Raw genomic sequence first — 18833 nt, 5'->3', positions numbered from 1 at the left:
ATAATGCACGATCTGATCCCATTTATACCAGGTTCCATTTCCAATGTTTTAGACAGCATTGCTTATTTTTTGCCCGAAATTTATTTAACGGTATTGTTTATACTGGTATTGGTAACAGACCTGTTGTTTGGCCGCAACTCTGAAAAATTGTGCAGGATAATTGCCTGTGCCGGAATTTTGCTGGTGCTCCATAAGGATTACCAGCAAATACAGCTATTGTTTATGAGCGGGCGTGTAAATGGGATGTTTTTGTTTGATGAAATGCTGCTGCTTAACCGCATAGCCATCAACTTTAAATTTATTATTGATGCGCTTGCATTTACCCTGTTGCTTTATTTTGAGTGGGATAATCGCTTAAAGGCCCATCGCAAAGGCCTTTCTGATCTGTACTCTATAGTTATAGGTTCGGTATTAGGTTTGCACCTTATGGCTATGGCGGTAAACCTGCTATCTATTTACCTGGCTATTGAGATGGTATCTATCGCATCGTACCTTATGGTGGCTTACCGCTCTGAGAATGCTTTCAGCACTGAGGCAGGACTGAAATATGTATTGTTTGGGGCTGCATCATCAGCCATAATGTTATACGGCATCTCGCTGCTGTATGGTTTAAGCGGCTCTCTTAATTTATTTACCGGTAACCTGCTTCCCGGGCTGGTGCAGGCTAATCCGCTGGCAGTTTCATTTGCCTTAGTATTGGTATTGATAGGGATAGGGTTTAAATTATCATTTGTACCTGTCCATTTTTGGGTGCCGGATGTATACGAAGGGGCATCAACCCCGGTAACGGCATGGCTCTCCACCTTACCAAAAATAGCCGCCTTTGCGCTGCTCATTAACTTTTTAAGGCCATTTATCTTTTACACAAAGTGGAACGCTTTTGATTTCAGGCTCATCTTGAGCATTGCGGGCATTATTACCATGATAGCCGGAAACTTTGCGGCCGTACTCCAGCGCAATGTTAAAAGAATGCTGGCCTATTCAAGCATTGGGCACACCGGGTTCGCGCTGATGGCTGTGGTAACTTATACTTCTGCAGGTATTTCTGCTTTAACCTATTACCTTGCGGTGTATGGGCTGGCAAACATAGGCGCATTAGCCCTGGCAACCTATTTTGCAAATGCCCTGGATGCTGACGATCTGGAGAGCTATAAAGGGCTTGGCCATAAATACCCGGCTGCCTCTATATGTTTTATAATAGTGCTTATATCATTAACAGGGTTGCCGGTTAGCGCCGGGTTTACAGGTAAGGTATTGGTGTTTTCGGCAGTATATGGAGTTTACCAGCATGATCATAATATTTGGCTGCTGGTTTTAATGATAACAGGGGCCTTAGTAACGGTAGTATCGCTGTTTTACTATATAAAGATCCCTCTTAATTTATTCCTGAAAAGGACGGAAATTATTAAAAATACACTTGTTAAATCTCAAAATATTGTCATTCTGTGCGTAATCATATCTTTTTTAGTTGTTTTGTTGGGGATATGGCCCGATTTACTATTTAAAATTATTTAAAAAGTGTCTTTTCATATTGTTTTCAGATAAATAGTATGTTTTTTATTTGTTTTTAATCAATTAATATCCTAATTTCAGCAACTTTTTCATTGAGGCCTAAAAGCAATATGGAAATTTAATACTGTTTTAACTAATCGCATACAACCCTTTTCTAGCCTTTCTAGACCTATATTATGACAAGCCTGGTTTACCAATAACCAGGCTTTCTCTTTTTGAAGCTTTTCAATTTTGTTTAAAACGATGGAGAGTTTTTATAAAACAGATTGGTTTGCCATTTTCATAAATCAAACTATTACGTTTTTCTTGTTTTTAATTATAAATCTGTTATTAATTAAAGGCTTTTTTTATGCTGATGTATGACTTTTACAATAATTTATCAATAAATATTAAATTTTGGTAAATTTTACAGTATTTCATTACTTATTTGATTTTTTTATCATTTTTACATCCATATAAACCTGCCTCCGGCTTATTATTTTTATTGATTTTTAAAAATTGCATGAAAAGATATTTTCCATTCGCACTTATTCTATTCGTTTTAGTTTTAACCTTTATTTTTCCCTCTGTAGAATTTAAAAAGGGACCCGATCCGCATTTTAATACAGGCGATATTGCCTGGATGCTGATGTCGACCGCATTGGTTCTGATCATGACACCCGGATTAGCTTTCTTTTACGGTGGAATGGTTAATAAAAAAAATGTGATCTCTACCATGCTGCAAAGCATAGTATGCATGGTTATTATAACGGTAATGTGGGGCATATTTGGTTTTAGCCTTGCATTTGGCGATAGCATAGGCGGGATTATAGGTAACCCGTCCACATTTTTTATGATGAAGGGTATGCTTGGTAATGCAACCTGGAAATCTGCGCCAACTATACCCTTATTGCTGTTTGCCATGTACCAGCTTAAGTTTGCTATTATTACTCCTGCACTTATTACCGGGGCGTTTGCCGAACGGATCCGCTTTAATTCATATATTATATTCCTGGTGCTGTTCACCATCTTTATATTCTCGCCGCTGGCGCATATAACCTGGCATCCTGACGGAATTCTTAGCAAATTAGGTGTGCTTGACTTTGCCGGTGGCACGGTAGTGCACATGTCGGCCGGATGGGCTGCCTTAGCTTCAGCCTTGTATTTAAAACGAAGGAACGAGGCTAATCATTCGCCGGCAAGGATAACTTATGTAATGATTGGGACGGGTTTGCTTTGGTTTGGCTGGTTTGGTTTTAACGCAGGTTCGGCTTTTGGCGCAAATCATTTAGCGGTTATTGCATTAGCTACCAGTACAACGGCATCGGCAGCGGGTGGCTTAACCTGGATCTTTTTTGATATGCTGCGGGGAAAAAAACCATCGGCAATGGGTACTTGTATAGGCGCTGTGGTTGGCCTGGTGGCTATTACGCCTGCAGCAGGGTATGTAAGCGTTCCGCATTCACTGGCTATAGGTATTATATCGGCTGTGGTTAGTAATCTTGTAGTTGAATGGCGCACCCGTACAAAAATTGATGATACACTTGATGTATTCCCCTGCCATGGTGTTGGTGGTATGGTAGGTATGCTGCTTACGGGTGTATTTGCCAATCAAAAAGTAAACGCTGCAAATACAACAGGCGACGGTTTGTTTTTTGGCCATACGCATTTATTTTTTGTGCAGGTGATTGCTCTAGTTGGTGTTTCAATCTTCGCTTTTTTTGGCTCACTGCTTTTATTGAAAATTACAGATATGATCTCGCCTTTACGTGTATCTGCCGAGGAGGAGGAAATTGGCCTTGACATCAGTCAGCATGGCGAAAGATTATAAATATTTGCGATCTTCAGAAGAAAATAAGCAGTTTATTGGATGATATTTTTGCTGGCCGGCATTAAAGTTCTATAAACCAAAATCAACTTTGGTACAAAAAGTAACTTTAAATTGTTTAAAGTTACTTTTTTGCATATCGGTTCAAAAACCGCTTAATTTTTGTTTTTGAGCGGTTTTTAGTAAATTTGTACAAACCCAATTGTATGTACAACCTGCTAGTTTCTCCCCAAAATGTACAGGCTTCGTTACAGAAGCATGTATTAGCCGATGGCTTCGACCTGACTTTTGATATGGAAAAAAGTAAGGGTGTTTATATTTACGACGCTAAGTATGATCGTACCCTGCTTGACTTTTTTACCTGCTTTGCATCGGTACCTTTAGGGTATAATCACCCTAAAATGGTGAACGATGAAGCGTTTAAAAAAAATCTGATGCTGGCCGCATTAACCAATCCGTCAAACTCTGATATATATACCACTCAATACGCCGAGTTTGTTGAAACATTTGATAGGGTGGGGATCCCTGAATACCTTCCGCATGCTTTTTTTATAGCAGGCGGCTCGCTGGCTATTGAGAACGCGCTTAAAGTTGCTATGGATTGGAAAGTTCAGAAAAACTTTGCCAAAGGTTACACAAAAGAGATAGGCTTTAAAGTGATCCATTTTGAAAATGCTTTTCATGGCCGGTCGGGATATACGCTAAGCCTTACCAATACACAGCCGGTTAAAACAAAATGGTTCGCCAGGTTTGACTGGCCAAGGGTTTCATTTCCGAAAATTAATTTTCCTTATAGTGATGCTAATCATGAGGATCTGCTAAGACGTGAAGAATTATCAATAGCCCAGATAAAAAAAGCTTTTGAAGAAAATAAGGATGATGTATGTGCGATAATTATTGAACCTATTCAATCAGAAGGCGGCGATAATCATGTACGTAAGGAGTTTTTAGAAAAGCTAAGGCAACTGGCTGATGAAAATGAAGCAATGCTGATATATGACGAGGTACAAACAGGCGTGGGCCTTACCGGAAAATTTTGGTGCCATGAGCATTTCGGCGAGAATGCCCGTCCGGATATATTGGCTTTTGGTAAAAAGATGCAGGTATGCGGTATATTAGCAGGCAGAAAAGTTGATGAAATTGAAACTAATGTATTTAATGTTTCATCGCGCATAAATTCAACCTGGGGTGGTAGTTTGGTGGATATGGTACGATCATCAAAAATCATGGAAATTATTGCTGAAGATAACCTTTGTGAAAATGCTGCTCAAATGGGCGACTATTTGCAAAATAGTTTGATAAGCATTGCCGAAAAGTATCCAATTATAAGTAATGTGCGCGGTAAAGGATTGTTAACCGCATTTGATTTTCCGGATAAAACCACGAGAGATGGGTTCATTAGCAAGGGAATGGAACAAAATGTAATGTTCCTGGGTTGTGGTGAACAAAGTATTCGTTTTAGGCCCGCACTTATTATTGAAGAAAAACATATTGATACCGGCCTGGAAATACTTGAAAAAATATGCTCTGAATTGTAACTTTAATGTAAAACAATTGATACAGAAACCCATTTTCAATGGAAATTAGCCATATTTCCACTTATTACTGCAATAAAATGTATTACTCACGTTAGTTAAATATTAACGGGTTAACATTTACTATTTTTTTACCAATATTGGCAATATTTAAAGTATTATGCCCGGTGAATTTTTAGATGCACGGTTAATAAGTAACAGGCTAATATTATCATGAGCAAACACATTGAAAAACTAAAAAAACAACTTGTGGAAATTTCCGAAGTTGTTAATTCATTCCAGTCAGAGGCTGTGCAAGTAAGGATTGTTGATCGTTTATTAGACGTAATGATTGAGTTTGAGAAGGCGGAGGCTGAGCCAACTGAAATCTTTAGTAAAAAAAACTATAAGCCCAGGGGAGAGAACGGAGAAAATTACCCTCATTTAAGGGCAGTTAAAAAGCCGGGAGCAACCAAGGTTTTAAATCAATTATTATCAACGGATTTTTTTAGCACACGCCATTCCATATCATCCATAGCCGATTATTGCAAAGAAAACTTTGACTCAGACTTTAAAACTTCTGAACTATCAGGGATCCTTTTAAAACTTGCGAACGAACACAAGCTAAGAAGAGAGAGAAGCGAAGAAAATAACCGGTTTGAGTATGTTAAAGCATAGCTTTGAGTCCGAAAGTCCGAAAGAAAAAAAGAAAAGTCCGAAAGCTGTATGTTTTATGCAATATCATCTTTCGGACTTTTCCGACTTACGGACTACCGCAAATCAAACAAACTCTCCACGCCTAAAATTTTTCGCGAGGTAAAGCCTTCGGCATACTTTACATTAATGCTTTTTCCGAATTCACGGGCACGGGCTTCAACAACCTGTATAAAATCAGGCGATGAAATGTAGGTTTGTGGCTCATCTGCCGCCCAATCGGGATTAAAGAATTGTGAACCAAAGGCCTGGATACTTTCTACCTTTTTCTCCCAAAAATCAGTAACATCAATCAAAATGTCAGGCCTTATGTAGTTGTCCTGTATAAAGTGTAATACCTGTTTTGGACGCCAGGCTGATTGTTGTTCACCATTAAAATAGCTTTCTATTTTTCGCAGCCCGGCTAAAAATGCTGAGTCTTCTACCAGCTTATTTGCACGCCCGTGATCGGGGTGCCTGTCGTGGTAGGCATTGGTAATCAATATTTCGGGTTGATACTTACGGATAACTTCAATTATTTTTAACTGGTATTCTTTTGTATTCTCAAAAAAGCCATCGGGGATCCCAATGTTTTCCCTTACTGATAAACCCAGGATACGGCCTGATTCTGCAGCTTCCTGATCCCTTATTTCGGCAGAGCCTCTTGTGCCCAGCTCACCGCGGGTAAGATCAACTATGCCGGTTTTTTTACCCAGTGCATTGTGTTTTAATATAGTACCGGCACAGCCAAGTTCGGCGTCGTCCGGATGAACAGATAAAACTAAAATATCTAATTTAAGCATAACAAAATTTGATTATTTACCGGCTGCCAACAGGCGGGTGATCTGCTTCCTGATCTTAGAAGAGGTTGGTTTGGTAAACGGATAAAAGAAATCGGTAACCCGGCCCGACTTGTTTATTAAAAACTTATGGAAGTTCCAACGGGGTACAGAACTAAGTTTGCCATTGCCCTTTTTATCAGCAAAAAACTTATATAAAGGATGTGCGTATGGCCCCCTTACCCTTATTTTATCAAATACAGGATAGTTTACTTCCTGAACTTCGCAAAATGCAGAAATGGCAGGGCCTTCAAGAGGTTCCTGGCCTCCGAAATCATTTGAAGGAAAGGCAAGGATCTCAAAATCACTCCCGGGGAAATCTTTTTTTAATGCAGCAAGCTCTTTTAGCTGTGGTGTAAAACCACATTGCGAAGCGGTATTAACTATCAAAAGAACTTTATCTTTATATTCAGATAAGCTTAATTCCTCACCGTTTAGTTGCTGGATATTAAACTGGTAAATGCTGTTATCAACCATTATTAATTGTTCGATGAAACGTACCCTGCCTGGTTAAGGATGGCTTCAATATCTTTTTGTTCGTCAGGGTCATAGGTCTCCTTCAAATCATGGCCGAAAATGCGGGCGGCAGATTGAAAAAGGAAAGCTTTAAAACCGCCCTTTAATTCTTTTACCATTGCATAGCTGGTATTCCCGGTTTCGCGGTCAATCAACTTTATTAAAACCTCGCCCTGACTAATTGTCAGGTCTTTGATCTCTTTATTAAATAAACCTTTTATTTCAGATTCGCACGTACTAATCAGTTCCTTTTGCTTGTGCCTGTCGCCTGTTAAGGCAAGATCACGCTGAAGCTGGCGGTATCTTTTGCCAGCAAAGCGTACATAAGGCAATACTTTCAGTACATTGTAGCGTAAACGCCTGTAGTTATCCAGGTCTGCCTGGCTTTTAAAAATGCGGGTATCGGTAATCTTTATGTCAGCAATTACAATCCAGGGGATCATTTTGCCGCTATCAAGCGTTGCGTAAGTTTTGATGGTATCATTTTTGCCAAGTATTGGTACAATAGGTTGCGTTTGGGCTTCTGTAAAACCCATTAAGCAACAAAACAGCATCAATAAGCCAATAAATTTCATAATTTTACGTAGTACAAAACTAATGCAATTTTTTTGGGTAATTAATATAACCTGCAATTATAATTTTTATTGCAAGTTTATGATATTTAGAGTGATAAAGAAGAAAGCGCTAAAATGAAAGACTTAGTGATAGACCTGGAAGCCGAGAAGAATGAGATCTTAAAAAGATACCGCGCTTTATTGCGTGCCTCAAAATCAACCTTGCAAAAGGGCGATAAGCGGATGATCCGCAAGGCATTTGAAATGGCGCTTGAGAGCCATAAGGATATGCGCCGTAAATCCGGCGAGCCTTATATCTATCATCCCATTGCCGTTGCCCAGATAGCCGCCGAAGAAATTGGCTTGGGTACAACATCAATAGTATGTGCTTTATTGCACGATGTGGTAGAAGATACCAACATGACCCTTGATGATATTGAAAGGGAATTTGGTAAAAAGGTGGCCATGATAATTGATGGCTTAACAAAGATCTCGGGCGTATTTGATACCAACAGTTCGTTACAGGCCGAAAACTTCCGTAAAATGCTGCTTACCCTTGCAGACGATGTAAGGGTGATATTGATAAAGCTGGCCGACCGTTTGCACAATATGCGTACGATGGAGTTTATGCCGCGTGATAAGCAGCTTAAACTTTCGTCTGAAACTGTTTATTTGTATGCCCCGCTGGCGCATCGCCTGGGGTTATATGCCGTGAAATCTGAGCTGGAAGACCTCTCCATGAAATACATGGAAAGAGAAACCTACCAGTTTATTAAAAACAAGCTGAACGAGAAGAAGGCTGAAAGAGAAAAATTTATCAGGGATTTTATTGATCCGGTAAAAAAAGTATTGGAAGGCCAGGGTTTGGAGGCCGATCTGTTTGGTAGGCCAAAGTCTATCCATTCTATCTGGAATAAAATGAAGAAAAAGTCTATCCCTTTTGAGGAGGTATATGACCTTTTTGCCATCAGGATAATATTGGACAGTACCCCCGAGAATGAAAAAGCTGATTGCTGGAAAGCATATTCTATAGTTACTGACCTTTACCGGCCAAACCCTGACAGGTTGCGCGACTGGATCTCATCGCCCAAAGCAAATGGTTACGAATCGTTACACACTACAGTAATGGGGCCGCGCGGACAATGGGTTGAGGTGCAGATAAGAACCAAACGGATGAACGAAATTGCCGAGAAAGGGTTTGCAGCGCATTGGAAATATAAGGAATCATCAACAGATAGCGGACTTGATCTTTGGGTGCAGAAGGTGCGGGATATGCTTAAAAATCCTGACTCGAACGCGCTTGACTTTTTGGATGACTTTAAAATGAACTTATTCTCTGACGAGATCTTCATTTTTACACCCAAGGGAGCTCTTATCCAGCTTCCGTTAAGCGCAACGGCACTCGACTTTGCTTTTGAGATCCATACCGATGTTGGTGCGAGCTGTATAGGGGCAAAGGTTAACCATAAATTGGTACCCTTAAGCCACAAACTGCAGAATGGCGACCAGGTAGAAGTCATTACATCAAGTAAGCAAACGCCTAAAGAGGATTGGCTGAATATTGTTGTTACGGCTAAAGCCAAGGCGAAGATAAAATCGGCATTAAAAGAAGAAAAGCGCAAAATAGCCGAGGACGGCAAAGAGATCCTGGAGCGTAAGATGAAATCATTAAAGATCACTTACAATTCAGAGAACATACATAAGCTGAGCTATTTCTTTAAGCTGCCGTCGACACAGGACCTTTTTTACAATATTGCCAAAGGCACTATTGATATGAAGGACCTGAAAGAATACCAGGCATCGGAAAAAGTAATTGAAAATAAGCCGCAAGACAGGATAGAAACCGAACAGGTACAAAGCCTGTTGCGAAGCATAAAAGCCAAAGACAGCGATATGCTGCTGATTGGCGAGGATATGCAAAAAATAGATTATAAGCTGGCTAACTGTTGTAACCCTATCCCCGGCGATGATGTTTTTGGTTTTGTTACCGTTAGCGACGGTATAAAGATCCATCGCACCAATTGCCCTAATGCGGCTAAGCTGATGGCTAATTATGGTTACCGCATTGTAAAAGCAAGGTGGACAAATCAGCAGGAGCTTGCGTTTTTAACAGGCCTGAGAATAACAGGGATTGATGAAGTAGGACTAATAAACCAATTAACCACTGTAATATCAAATGATTTTAAGGTAAACATCCGCTCAATTACGGTTGATAGTGATAATGGTATTTTTGAAGGATCAATTATGGTTTATGTAAATGATACCGACCATCTGGAAAACCTTGTAAGGAAATTAAAAACAGTAAAAGGCATAACCGGAGTAAACCGGTTTGACTCTGTAATTGAAAAAGCATCTTGAGAAAAGAAGCAAGAAATCAAGAATCAGGATTTAAGAACGAAGAAAGAGTTTCAAGACTTGTTAAGCCAATATTTATTTTTAGTAAGTTTCTTACCGCTTGACTCTTGTGTCTTGATTTCTTGACTCCTGCTTTCTTGATTCTATATATTATTAATAACTTTGTCCTTTAATAAATAAACATGTCTCAACAGGAAACCATAGCAATGGTTAAAAAGATTTTCGAGGCTTACCTTGAAAATAAAAATCTCAGGAAAACCCCTGAGCGTTTTGCAATACTTGAAGAAATATATTCCCGGAGCGATCACTTTGATGTGGAATCATTATACATCCACATGAAAAATAAAAAATACCGTGTTAGCCGGGCCACGGTTTACAATACTTTAGAGCTGCTGGTATCATGCGACCTGGTGACTAAACATCAGTTTGGGAAAAACATGGCCCAGTTCGAAAAATCATACGGCTATAAACAGCATGACCATATTATTTGCATTGACTGCGGTAAAGTAGTTGAATTTTGCGATCCAAGGATCCAGCAGATCCAAAGCATGATGGGCGGCTTGCTGAAGTTTGAAATAAAACATCACTCATTAAACCTGTATGGTAACTGCGAAAAACTACGCGCTGGTTTTTGCGATAGAAAAGCCCAGTAAAAAAAACTTTTAAGATTTTATCATGATAATATACTTATGATGATACCTTTGCGGGGTTTGTTTATTCCGCTGAGCATTTGACGATTGTTATAAAAAAGAAATAGAATTAATGGCTGTTGACGTATTATTAGGCCTCCAGTGGGGCGATGAAGGTAAAGGAAAAATTGTTGATGTACTGAGCGCAGGTTATGACCTGATCGCACGTTTCCAGGGTGGCCCCAATGCAGGCCATACGCTTGAGTTTGATGGTAAAAAGTTTGTATTGAACACTATACCTTCGGGCATATTTTTTGAAAATACCATGAACCTGATAGGTAATGGGGTTGTTATTGATCCTATCACCCTGAAAAAGGAAATTGATAAATTAAAAGATGCCGGTCATGATCTTTTAGCCAAAAAGAACCTGATGATTGCCAAAAAGGCGCACCTGATTTTACCTACCCACCAGCTGCTTGATGCTGCTTCTGAAAAGAAGATGGGTGATGGCAAAATAGGATCGACCTTAAAAGGTATCGGGCCAACTTATATGGATAAAACAGGCCGCAACGGCTTGCGGGTTGGCGATACTGCCTTGCCTGATTTTAAAGAGCGCTACCAGAAGCTGGTTGATAAGCACGTATCTATGCTAACCTCGTTATATGGCGAAGTAGCTGATTTCTCTGAACGTGAAAAAGCATTTTTTGAAGCTGTTGAACTGATCAATAAATTCCAGTTGGTTGATTCAGAGCATTTGGTGAATGATTATTTGAAACAAGGTAAAAAGGTTTTGGCAGAAGGCGCACAAGGCACCATGCTTGATATTGATTTTGGTTCATATCCTTTTGTAACCTCATCAAACACTACTACTGCCGGCGCTTGCACCGGGCTTGGCATTGCTCCAAACAAAATAGGCGAGGTTATAGGGATTTTTAAAGCGTACTGCACCCGTGTAGGCGGTGGTCCCTTCCCAACTGAACTTGACAATGAAATGGGCGAAGAACTGCGTAGAATAGGCCATGAATTTGGCGCTACTACCGGCAGGCCGCGCCGTACAGGATGGATTGACCTGCCCGCTTTGAAATATGCTATTATGCTTAACGGCGTTACCCAAATGGTAATGACCAAAGCTGATGTTTTAAGTGGTTTTGATAAGATCTATGCCTGCACCCATTATAATTATTTAGGCGAAAAGATAGATTACATGCCGTATGATATTTGCTGTGTGGAAGCATCGCCGGTTTTGAAGGAAATTGATGGATGGAACGAAGATCTGACAGGGATTACTGAATTATCTCAAATTCCGGCTAAGCTGCAATCATACATTGATTACTTAGAAGAAGAATTAGGCGTGCCGATTAAATATTTATCAGTAGGGCCAGACAGGAAGCAGACTTTGGTTTTGCACTAACTAATAAAAAACATTTTAAGAAAAATAGAGGCCCCGCTAAACGGGGCCTTTTGATTTTTGATACCTATTTTTGCACAGTGATAATACAGGTAGCCGATCCGGACAGTTTTAAAAGAAAAGCCTTGCAGTGGGCGTCGGCATTTGATATTTGCTGTTACCTTGATTCAAATAATTTTACCGATCCTTACTCTAAATTTGATACTTTGATTGCTGCGGGTGTTAAGGCTGATATTGTAGTCGACACAGGTGCCGCTTTTGAAAAATTGGAACAATTTCGCCGGCAGCACCCAGGCTGGATGACCGGGTTTTTTACTTATGACCTGAAAAATGAGATTGAAAATTTAGCTTCTGAAAACCCTGATCACCTGCAATTTCCAGATCTTTATTTTTTTGTTCCGCAGTACTTAATGATCATTAAGGGTAATGAAGTTGAAATAATTGCTGAAGATGCCCAAATTGTTTTAGATAAGATTGAGCGGCAGGCTCTTTCCGTAAATGACCAGGCCTCTATTGTAAATATTCAATCCCGTTTAAGTAAACAACAATATTTAGATTCGGTTGAAAAGATAAAAGGAAATATAAACCGCGGCGATATTTATGTCACCAATTTTTGCCAGGAATTTTTTGCTGAAAATGCAGTTATCGAGCCGTTGGCTGTATTTTTAAAGCTGAATGAAGTTTCTCCCAATCCCTTCTCCGCATTTTTTAAATGGAAGGATAATTATATTCTTTGCGCCACACCCGAGCGTTTTTTGGCAAAACGAAACAACAAACTAATATCGCAACCTATTAAAGGAACAGCTAAAAGAGGAAATACTTTAGCAGAAGATGAACTCAATATCCGTGAGCTAAGAAATCACGCCAAAGAGCTGCAAGAAAACGTAATGATAGTTGACCTGGTGCGGAATGATCTTACCCGGTCGGCAAAGCAGGGGACGGTTAAGGCCGAAGAGTTATACAGTATTTCCAGCTTCAGGCATGTACACCAAATGATCTCGACCGTTGTGTGCGAGATGGAAGATAATATAAGCGCGGTACAAGCCATTAAAAATACTTTTCCTATGGGTAGCATGACCGGTGCCCCCAAGATAAGCGCGATGCAGCTGATGGAAGAATATGAGCAAAGCAGGAGAGGAGTTTACTCGGGTGCTATAGGCTATTTTAGTCCGGATGATGATTTTGATTTTAATGTGGTGATCCGCACGTTGCTGTATAATGCTGAAAATAAATACCTGTCATTCCATGCGGGCAGCGCTATTACTTATCATGCGGATGCTGAAAAAGAATATGATGAATGCTTGCTTAAAGCGCAGGCGATATTGGAGGTGCTCGGGAATTCGACTTTAATCTAAATACTCGTTTGTCGTTGCGAGGTACGAAGCAATCGCGAACTATACAGAGCGAATAGAAAGGTGTAGAACTTGCATTGGCGGTTGTGAATGGCGTGCGATTGCCACGCTTCGCTCGCAATGACATAATTATTTTGCATCAATCACTATCTTTTCGCCAATCCTCACACCTTGGATCAACTTCATAGTTTAGCATCAAGAGGTTGTTCCAGTCAGCTTCTAAAAATTTACGTTTACCCATAAAATAAAAAATCCCGCACATGGGCGGGATAAAGTTTAATGTTTGTAATATTTCATTGCTTCGGGAATCCGGTTTTGGATATCCGCAATCCGGGTTGCATCTGCAGGGTGTGTGCTTAGAAGTTCAGGTGGTGCGCCGCCTTTGTTTTGTGCCGCCATTGCCTGCCAGAAGGCGAGTGCAGCGTGCGGATCATATCCCGCCAACGCCATAAATGTAAGGCCCAGTCTGTCAGCCTCTGATTCCTGGTTGCGTGAATATTTTAACAATACCAGATTACCGCCAACGCCATATAATTGATTAATTATACCCTGTGTAGCCTGGCTATTTGTTGATGAAGCTACGCTAACTGCCCCACCTATACCCTGTACAGCCATTTGCTGCGAGATCCTTTCGGCAGAGTGGCGCGCTATGGCATGGCCAATTTCGTGCCCCATAACTGTCGCCAGCATAGCATCAGTTTTGGCCAGGGGCATTAAGCCACTGTACACAGCTACTTTTCCGCCGGGCATACACCATGCGTTAATTTCATTGCTTTTTATCAGGTTAAATTCCCATTTAAAACTATACTGATCGCCAAAGCCATTGGTTTTTAAATAGCCCTCGATAGCCGCAGCAAGCTGGGCGCCTACCCTTTTTACACGCTGGGCATCTGTCCCGGTATTTATAACTGAAGTTTTGGGATCAGATAGCAGCTGACTATAGCTTTGCGCTGCCGATTGATCTATTTGTGTGTCATCAACTAATTTTAGTTGTTTACGGCCAGTTAGGGGTACTGTTGAACACGAGTACAGTATAATAACTAATACTGTAGCAAGGGAAAGTAGTTTTTTCATGTGGCTGTTTTTTTTTTGAACAAATTTACCCTCGACTCTTTACCTTTCAGTAATCTTTCAATGTTTTTTTGGTGTGTAACAAGGATCAATAAACAAATTAACATCCCAAAAATAACCACGAGGTTGGTGGTGTACTTATTAAAAAAAAAAGTTACTCCTATAAGGTAGGCAAAGCCTGCGGTAATAGAACTTAGTGATACATACCTGGTAATTAAAAGCACTACTATAAATACAGATACGCATAATAAAGCGGCGTTAAGGTTAACCGCTAAAACCATTCCGAATAAGGTTGCTATTCCCTTACCCCCTCTAAAGCCGGCAAATACCGGGAACAGGTGCCCCATAACAGCAGCAATACCTAAAGCTAACTGGTAGCTTACAAGATTTGAGTGCGGGCCGCCGGTGGTTGAAACACCAATGAAATATGCAAGACTGGTAGCTGTCCATCCTTTCAAGATATCAATTAACATAACCGGGATGCCAGCCTTTTTACCCAAAACCCTGAACGTGTTGGTTGCCCCGGCATTGCCACTGCCGTATTCCCGTACATCAACTCCATAAAATGCCTGGCCTATCCATACCGCAGTAGGGATAGAGCCGCAGAAATATGCCAAAATAAGCGCTGAAATTGAGTAGCCAGTTATCATTTCACCGCAATATTAATAAATTGATACCATAATTAAGTCCGAAAGTCAGGAAAGTCCGAAAGTCCGGAAGAAAATACAATCCGTTATTGTTTTTTAGCATGTTTTCTTAGTTACCTGGTTATTCAACTAATCTCTGATCACCAGTCTCTAACCGCTAACCTACCGCTTTTAAGCTCAAATCTAAACTTTTTACAGAATGGGTTAAAGCGCCTACAGATATGTAGTCAACACCGCAGCACGCATACTCCCTGATATTATCAATAGTTATACCGCCAGATGCTTCCGTAATAAACCTTCCATTAATAATTTTAACCGCTTCACGCAAATCGTCAAAATTAAAGTTATCCAGCAATATACGGTTTATGCCTCCTGTTTGCAAAACCTGTTGCAGTTCATCAAAGTTTCTTACTTCAATCTCAATTGCAAGCTTTTTGTTTTTAGTAACGATATATTGTTGTGCATTTTCTATTGCCTGCCTTATTCCGCCTGAATAATCAACATGATTATCTTTTATCAAGATCATATCATACAGGCCAAAACGATGGTTTACGCCGCCACCAATTCTAACCGCCCACTTTTCAAGATAGCGCATGCCGGGGGTAGTTTTCCGGGTATCTAAAACTTTGGTATTAGTGCCTTGTAAAAGATCTACAATCTCGCGTGTTTTTGTGGCTATACCACTCATCCGCTGCATGCAGTTAAGCACCAGCCGCTCGGCTTTCAAAATGTTTTGTGCATCTCCCTCAACCTCAAATGCAATATCTTTTGGTTTTATTTTTTCGCTGTCATTTAAAAACGTGGTTACTTTAAGGCTGGCATCAACAATATGAAAGATCTCTAAAGCCAGTTCAACACCGGCTAAAATGCCCTCATCCTTTACTAAAAGTTTTGCTTTGCCTTTTGTGCCGGCGGGGATAGTTGCCAGCGATGTATGGTCGCCATCGCCAACATCTTCATTAAGGGAGCTTAAAATAAATTGATCAATAAGTAGTTTGTCCAAATCTATATGCTTTTTTCAAGTCCAAAAGTAAGAATAGTTCATGGTTCGTGGTTCATAGTTGATGGAAAAAGTTCATGGGGGAGTTCATAGTTGATGGTTAATGGAAAAAGTTCATAGTTGATGGTTCATAGTTCATGGTAGCTGCAAAAGGATGGTATGGTTTGTAGATAAATAAAATAGCCGCCTTATAAGCTGCAATTGTCCGGCTATGAACTATTAACCATCAACTACTTCACCTTCTCTGTTTCTATCCGCAGTTCAATCAGCATCAGGCTGCCTTCGGTTTCTTTTAAAGTATAGGCTATTCTGAATGGCTCCTTTTGGGTATTAAGGATTAGTACGCCAAATAGGTAATTAGGGTTTGAATTTACTTTATGGAGCATTTTAACAGACACCGGTTTATTTTGGCTGAAAAATTTATCTAAAATAAGACCGGCCTGAACTTTTGAATAAACATTTTCTTCACCTTGAATAGTTATCTCAATATTTGTCGCAAATATTTTTGATAGCTCGCGCACATTCCCCTGGCGTATCAGCCCGGCAACTTTGTCTATAGGGTCTGTCACCGTGGCGGCAGAAGCCATATAAAAAGCAATAAGAAATGGCAAGTAAAGCAGTTTCATAATAATTAAAGGACAATTATTAAAAATGAACGTTACAGGAATACAACAGCTAATAGTTGATTTTGTTACATTAAACTAATCAGGTTTTTGGAAGAGACATTAAATGGTTGAGCGTTTAAACATAAATAATAGCCTGCCTAATCAGTTTAATCAGCAATAAAAAATTTTATCTTATTATAACTTAACAACGTTGCCTTTATATTTGCATTGTGGAAAGACAAAAAAAAATCGCATTAATTATCCTTGACGGCTGGGGTTACGGTCGTAATGATGCGTCGAACGCTATAGTTGCAGCCAATACGCCATTTTTCGATTCGATGTTAAAACAATATCCAAATTCAAAACTGGAAGCATCAGGCACTGCCGTTGGTTTACCTGCGGGGCAAATGGGTAACTCAGAAGTTGGGCATATGAATTTGGGCGCAGGCCGGGTTGTTTACCAGGAGTTGGGCCGGATACATAAAGCCGTTGAAGATAATGAGCTGCCAACAAATGCTGTTTTAAAAGAGGCATTTGAATATGCAAAACAAAATAATAAGAATGTACACTTAATAGGCCTGGTATCTGACGGTGGCGTACATTCGCACATAAAACATGTAAAGGGTTTATGTGATGCAGCCGCTGTTTATGAGCTGAATAACGTATTTATCCATGCTTTTTTAGATGGCCGTGATACTGATCCAAAATCTGGCGTAGGTTTTATAACCGAGCTTGAGGAGTATATTGAAAATTCCAATGTAAAGCTGGCATCGGCAATTGGCAGGTATTTCGCTATGGATAGAGATAACCGTTGGGAACGCGTTAAGCTGGCTTATGATTTGATGGTTAATGGCACAGGGCAACCAACCGATAATGTGATCCAATCTATAAAAGAATCTTACTTGCAAGGGGTTACTGATGAATTTATTAAGCCGATTGTAAAAGTTGATGCTAACGGGCAGCCACTGGCTGTAATTGAAGAAGGCGATGTGGTGATCTGCTTCAACTTCAGGACCGACAGAGGGCGTGAAATTACGGTAGCGCTAACCCAAAAAGCTTTCCCTGAATATAATATGCACCCGCTGAACCTGCATTATATTACTATGGTGCCTTATGACGAAACCTTTAAGAATGTAAAGGTTGTGTTTAATAAAGAAGACTTGACAGAAACCCTGGGCGAAGTTTTGCAGGAGGCAGGTAAAAACCAGATCCGCATTGCCGAAACAGAAAAGTATCCGCATGTTACCTTTTTCTTTTCGGGCGGTCGCGAAAAGGAGTTTGCTAATGAAAAACGCTTATTGGTACCATCGCCCAAAGTGGCAACTTATGATCTTCAACCCGAGATGAGCGCTGAGGGGATACGTGATGCTATTATCCCCGAGTTGAAAAGCGGATGGGCCGATTTTATTGTTTTAAACTTTGCCAATACAGATATGGTTGGCCACACCGGCGTATTCAGTGCGGTTATTAAAGCTGCCGAAACTGCCGATAGCTGCACAAAAGCCGTTGTAGAAACTGGCTTGGCAAATGGATATTCGTTTATAATAATTGCCGACCATGGCAATGCTGATTATATGATAAATGATGATGGTTCGCCAAATACAGCGCATACAACCAACCTGGTTCCGTGTATTATTATTGATGATGATGTTAAGCAGGTTAAAGATGGCAAATTAGGCGATATAGCTCCAACAGTATTGAAAATTTTAGGGGTAGCAATTCCTGAGAAAATGAGCGGTAATGTATTGGTGTAAATTAAAGCCATTTACAACTATTGCTTTAATTTGCAGTATAATGGTAAGCGGTTTGGCCTGCAAACCGGATGTTAAGGAAACCGGTACAGCCTTAAAATACTTTGATATTAAAGGATATTTTACTGCTGATACGGCAACGCTTAACAAGCTGGGTAAGTTTGTTATTAAAACGGTAACACATAATGGTGTTACCGATACTAAAAAGGTAAAAATTGATAACTGGGGGCAGGAACTTGATATGTTTGCCGGTGCTGATATAAACCGGCCTGCCTGGAAAAACAGTTATACCATTGCTACCGGCGATAACCTGGTATTATACAAGGCAAAAGAAGATGATCTTAAAGTACGCGAGATCATTATCAAAAAGGATGGAGAAAAAGTAAAGTGGATAGTAATATACACCCGTACCAAAAACATCCTATACCAAACCACAGAGAAATTAAGCTATTTTCCCGATTCATTGTATTTGATAGAAAAGGATCAGCGGGTAAGGCTGATGGGAAGAAACCGATATAAAATACAGGGAGTAATTGAGCGTTGAAGTGGTTATTTGAAGTAATTTCGGGTGGGGGCTTTT

The 18833-nt window shown here is 40.1% G+C and carries 17 protein-coding genes; 10 read left to right on the top strand and 7 right to left on the bottom strand.

Features of this window, described 5'->3' with window-relative positions; all coding sequences use genetic code 11:
• The first annotated feature begins 3 nt into the window (after positions 1-3).
• From BUE31_RS08090 to BUE31_RS08075, 4 genes are all read left to right on the top strand, one after another.
• On the top strand, positions 4-1515 hold the full coding sequence (locus BUE31_RS08090) for an NADH-quinone oxidoreductase subunit N (RefSeq protein WP_073402201.1): 1512 nt from the start codon (positions 4-6) through the stop codon (positions 1513-1515).
• Between the two features lie 499 nt (positions 1516-2014).
• Complete coding sequence (locus tag BUE31_RS08085) at positions 2015-3322, top strand: ammonium transporter (protein WP_073403067.1); 1308 nt, start codon at positions 2015-2017, stop codon at positions 3320-3322.
• A 203-nt stretch (positions 3323-3525) separates the two neighbouring features.
• Positions 3526-4857: an L-lysine 6-transaminase gene (gene lat, locus BUE31_RS08080; RefSeq protein WP_073402198.1), complete on the top strand. Its 1332-nt coding sequence runs from the start codon at positions 3526-3528 to the stop codon at positions 4855-4857.
• A gap of 210 nt (positions 4858-5067) precedes the next feature.
• Positions 5068-5511: a hypothetical protein gene (locus BUE31_RS08075; protein ID WP_073402195.1), complete on the top strand. Its 444-nt coding sequence runs from the start codon at positions 5068-5070 to the stop codon at positions 5509-5511.
• 92 nt (positions 5512-5603) lie between these two features.
• On the opposite strand, the gene bshB1 is transcribed toward BUE31_RS08075, so the two are convergent.
• From bshB1 to BUE31_RS08060, 3 genes are read right to left on the bottom strand one after another with little or no spacing between them, the layout of a single operon-like run.
• Positions 5604-6329, bottom strand: coding sequence for a bacillithiol biosynthesis deacetylase BshB1 (bshB1, locus tag BUE31_RS08070; RefSeq protein WP_073402192.1), 726 nt, complete (start codon positions 6327-6329; stop codon positions 5604-5606).
• Between the two features lie 12 nt (positions 6330-6341).
• Positions 6342-6842, bottom strand: coding sequence for a glutathione peroxidase (locus tag BUE31_RS08065; protein WP_073402189.1), 501 nt, complete (start codon positions 6840-6842; stop codon positions 6342-6344).
• A 2-nt stretch (positions 6843-6844) separates the two neighbouring features.
• Positions 6845-7456: a DUF4294 domain-containing protein gene (locus BUE31_RS08060; RefSeq protein WP_073402186.1), complete on the bottom strand. Its 612-nt coding sequence runs from the start codon at positions 7454-7456 to the stop codon at positions 6845-6847.
• Between the two features lie 114 nt (positions 7457-7570).
• Here BUE31_RS08060 and BUE31_RS08055 point away from each other — a divergent pair, with 114 nt between their 5' ends.
• The 4 genes from BUE31_RS08055 to BUE31_RS08040 all read left to right on the top strand — a co-directional run bounded on the left by BUE31_RS08055 (position 7571) and on the right by BUE31_RS08040 (position 13182).
• Entirely contained in the window at positions 7571-9793 is a 2223-nt protein-coding gene (locus BUE31_RS08055; protein ID WP_073402183.1) for a RelA/SpoT family protein, read from the top strand.
• A 179-nt stretch (positions 9794-9972) separates the two neighbouring features.
• Complete coding sequence (locus tag BUE31_RS08050; RefSeq protein WP_073402180.1) at positions 9973-10443, top strand: Fur family transcriptional regulator; 471 nt, start codon at positions 9973-9975, stop codon at positions 10441-10443.
• A gap of 109 nt (positions 10444-10552) precedes the next feature.
• Positions 10553-11830: an adenylosuccinate synthase gene (locus BUE31_RS08045; protein ID WP_073402177.1), complete on the top strand. Its 1278-nt coding sequence runs from the start codon at positions 10553-10555 to the stop codon at positions 11828-11830.
• Between the two features lie 77 nt (positions 11831-11907).
• A complete protein-coding gene (locus BUE31_RS08040; protein ID WP_234997776.1) occupies positions 11908-13182 on the top strand; it encodes an anthranilate synthase component I family protein in 1275 nt (424 codons plus the stop codon).
• Positions 13183-13455: 273 nt separating this feature from the next.
• Here the strand turns inward: BUE31_RS08040 and BUE31_RS08035 are convergent, their stop codons facing one another.
• From BUE31_RS08035 to BUE31_RS08020, 4 genes are all read right to left on the bottom strand, one after another.
• Positions 13456-14253 (bottom strand): M48 family metallopeptidase, encoded by a 798-nt coding sequence (locus BUE31_RS08035; protein ID WP_073402174.1) that lies wholly within the window; start codon positions 14251-14253, stop codon positions 13456-13458.
• Positions 14250-14900 carry a glycerol-3-phosphate 1-O-acyltransferase PlsY gene (plsY, locus tag BUE31_RS08030; protein ID WP_073402171.1) on the bottom strand — a complete coding sequence of 217 codons (651 nt, stop codon included), beginning with the start codon at positions 14898-14900 and terminating at the stop codon, positions 14250-14252. Before plsY ends, BUE31_RS08035 begins: the two co-directional genes overlap by 4 nt.
• A gap of 154 nt (positions 14901-15054) precedes the next feature.
• On the bottom strand, positions 15055-15900 hold the full coding sequence (gene nadC / locus BUE31_RS08025) for a carboxylating nicotinate-nucleotide diphosphorylase (protein ID WP_073402168.1): 846 nt from the start codon (positions 15898-15900) through the stop codon (positions 15055-15057).
• 227 nt (positions 15901-16127) lie between these two features.
• The gene (locus tag BUE31_RS08020) at positions 16128-16523 is read right to left on the bottom strand and encodes a DUF4783 domain-containing protein (protein ID WP_073402166.1); all 396 of its coding nucleotides are present in this window, start codon (positions 16521-16523) and stop codon (positions 16128-16130) included.
• 209 nt (positions 16524-16732) lie between these two features.
• On the opposite strand from BUE31_RS08020, the gene gpmI reads away from it, so the two are divergent.
• Positions 16733-18256: a 2,3-bisphosphoglycerate-independent phosphoglycerate mutase gene (gpmI, locus tag BUE31_RS08015; RefSeq protein ID WP_073402163.1), complete on the top strand. Its 1524-nt coding sequence runs from the start codon at positions 16733-16735 to the stop codon at positions 18254-18256.
• On the top strand, positions 18243-18797 hold the full coding sequence (locus BUE31_RS08010; RefSeq protein ID WP_073402160.1) for a hypothetical protein: 555 nt from the start codon (positions 18243-18245) through the stop codon (positions 18795-18797). Before gpmI ends, BUE31_RS08010 begins: the two co-directional genes overlap by 14 nt.
• Positions 18798-18833: the final 36 nt, after the last annotated feature.

It is taken from the genome of Mucilaginibacter sp. OK098 (genome assembly GCF_900142915.1).
GTDB lineage: Bacteria > Bacteroidota > Bacteroidia > Sphingobacteriales > Sphingobacteriaceae > Mucilaginibacter.
Note: the sequence above shows the minus strand (reverse complement) of the source record. Positions and strands in the feature narration are given on the sequence as shown.

What these genes read in the sequence shown, in the direction of transcription:
- plsY (WP_073402171.1), bottom strand. Translation starts at nt 14,900, where the DNA reads ATGATAACTGGCTACTCAATTTCAGCGCTTATTTTGGCATATTTCTGC.
- BUE31_RS08090 (WP_073402201.1), top strand. Translation starts at nt 4, where the DNA reads ATGCACGATCTGATCCCATTTATACCAGGTTCCATTTCCAATGTTTTA.
- BUE31_RS08050 (WP_073402180.1), top strand. Translation starts at nt 9,973, where the DNA reads ATGTCTCAACAGGAAACCATAGCAATGGTTAAAAAGATTTTCGAGGCT.
- BUE31_RS08075 (WP_073402195.1), top strand. Translation starts at nt 5,068, where the DNA reads ATGAGCAAACACATTGAAAAACTAAAAAAACAACTTGTGGAAATTTCC.
- BUE31_RS08085 (WP_073403067.1), top strand. Translation starts at nt 2,015, where the DNA reads ATGAAAAGATATTTTCCATTCGCACTTATTCTATTCGTTTTAGTTTTA.
- BUE31_RS08060 (WP_073402186.1), bottom strand. Translation starts at nt 7,456, where the DNA reads ATGAAATTTATTGGCTTATTGATGCTGTTTTGTTGCTTAATGGGTTTT.
- bshB1 (WP_073402192.1), bottom strand. Translation starts at nt 6,329, where the DNA reads ATGCTTAAATTAGATATTTTAGTTTTATCTGTTCATCCGGACGACGCC.
- BUE31_RS08035 (WP_073402174.1), bottom strand. Translation starts at nt 14,253, where the DNA reads ATGAAAAAACTACTTTCCCTTGCTACAGTATTAGTTATTATACTGTAC.
- BUE31_RS08045 (WP_073402177.1), top strand. Translation starts at nt 10,553, where the DNA reads ATGGCTGTTGACGTATTATTAGGCCTCCAGTGGGGCGATGAAGGTAAA.
- BUE31_RS08010 (WP_073402160.1), top strand. Translation starts at nt 18,243, where the DNA reads ATGTATTGGTGTAAATTAAAGCCATTTACAACTATTGCTTTAATTTGC.
- BUE31_RS08065 (WP_073402189.1), bottom strand. Translation starts at nt 6,842, where the DNA reads ATGGTTGATAACAGCATTTACCAGTTTAATATCCAGCAACTAAACGGT.
- BUE31_RS08020 (WP_073402166.1), bottom strand. Translation starts at nt 16,523, where the DNA reads ATGAAACTGCTTTACTTGCCATTTCTTATTGCTTTTTATATGGCTTCT.
- lat (WP_073402198.1), top strand. Translation starts at nt 3,526, where the DNA reads ATGTACAACCTGCTAGTTTCTCCCCAAAATGTACAGGCTTCGTTACAG.
- BUE31_RS08055 (WP_073402183.1), top strand. Translation starts at nt 7,571, where the DNA reads ATGAAAGACTTAGTGATAGACCTGGAAGCCGAGAAGAATGAGATCTTA.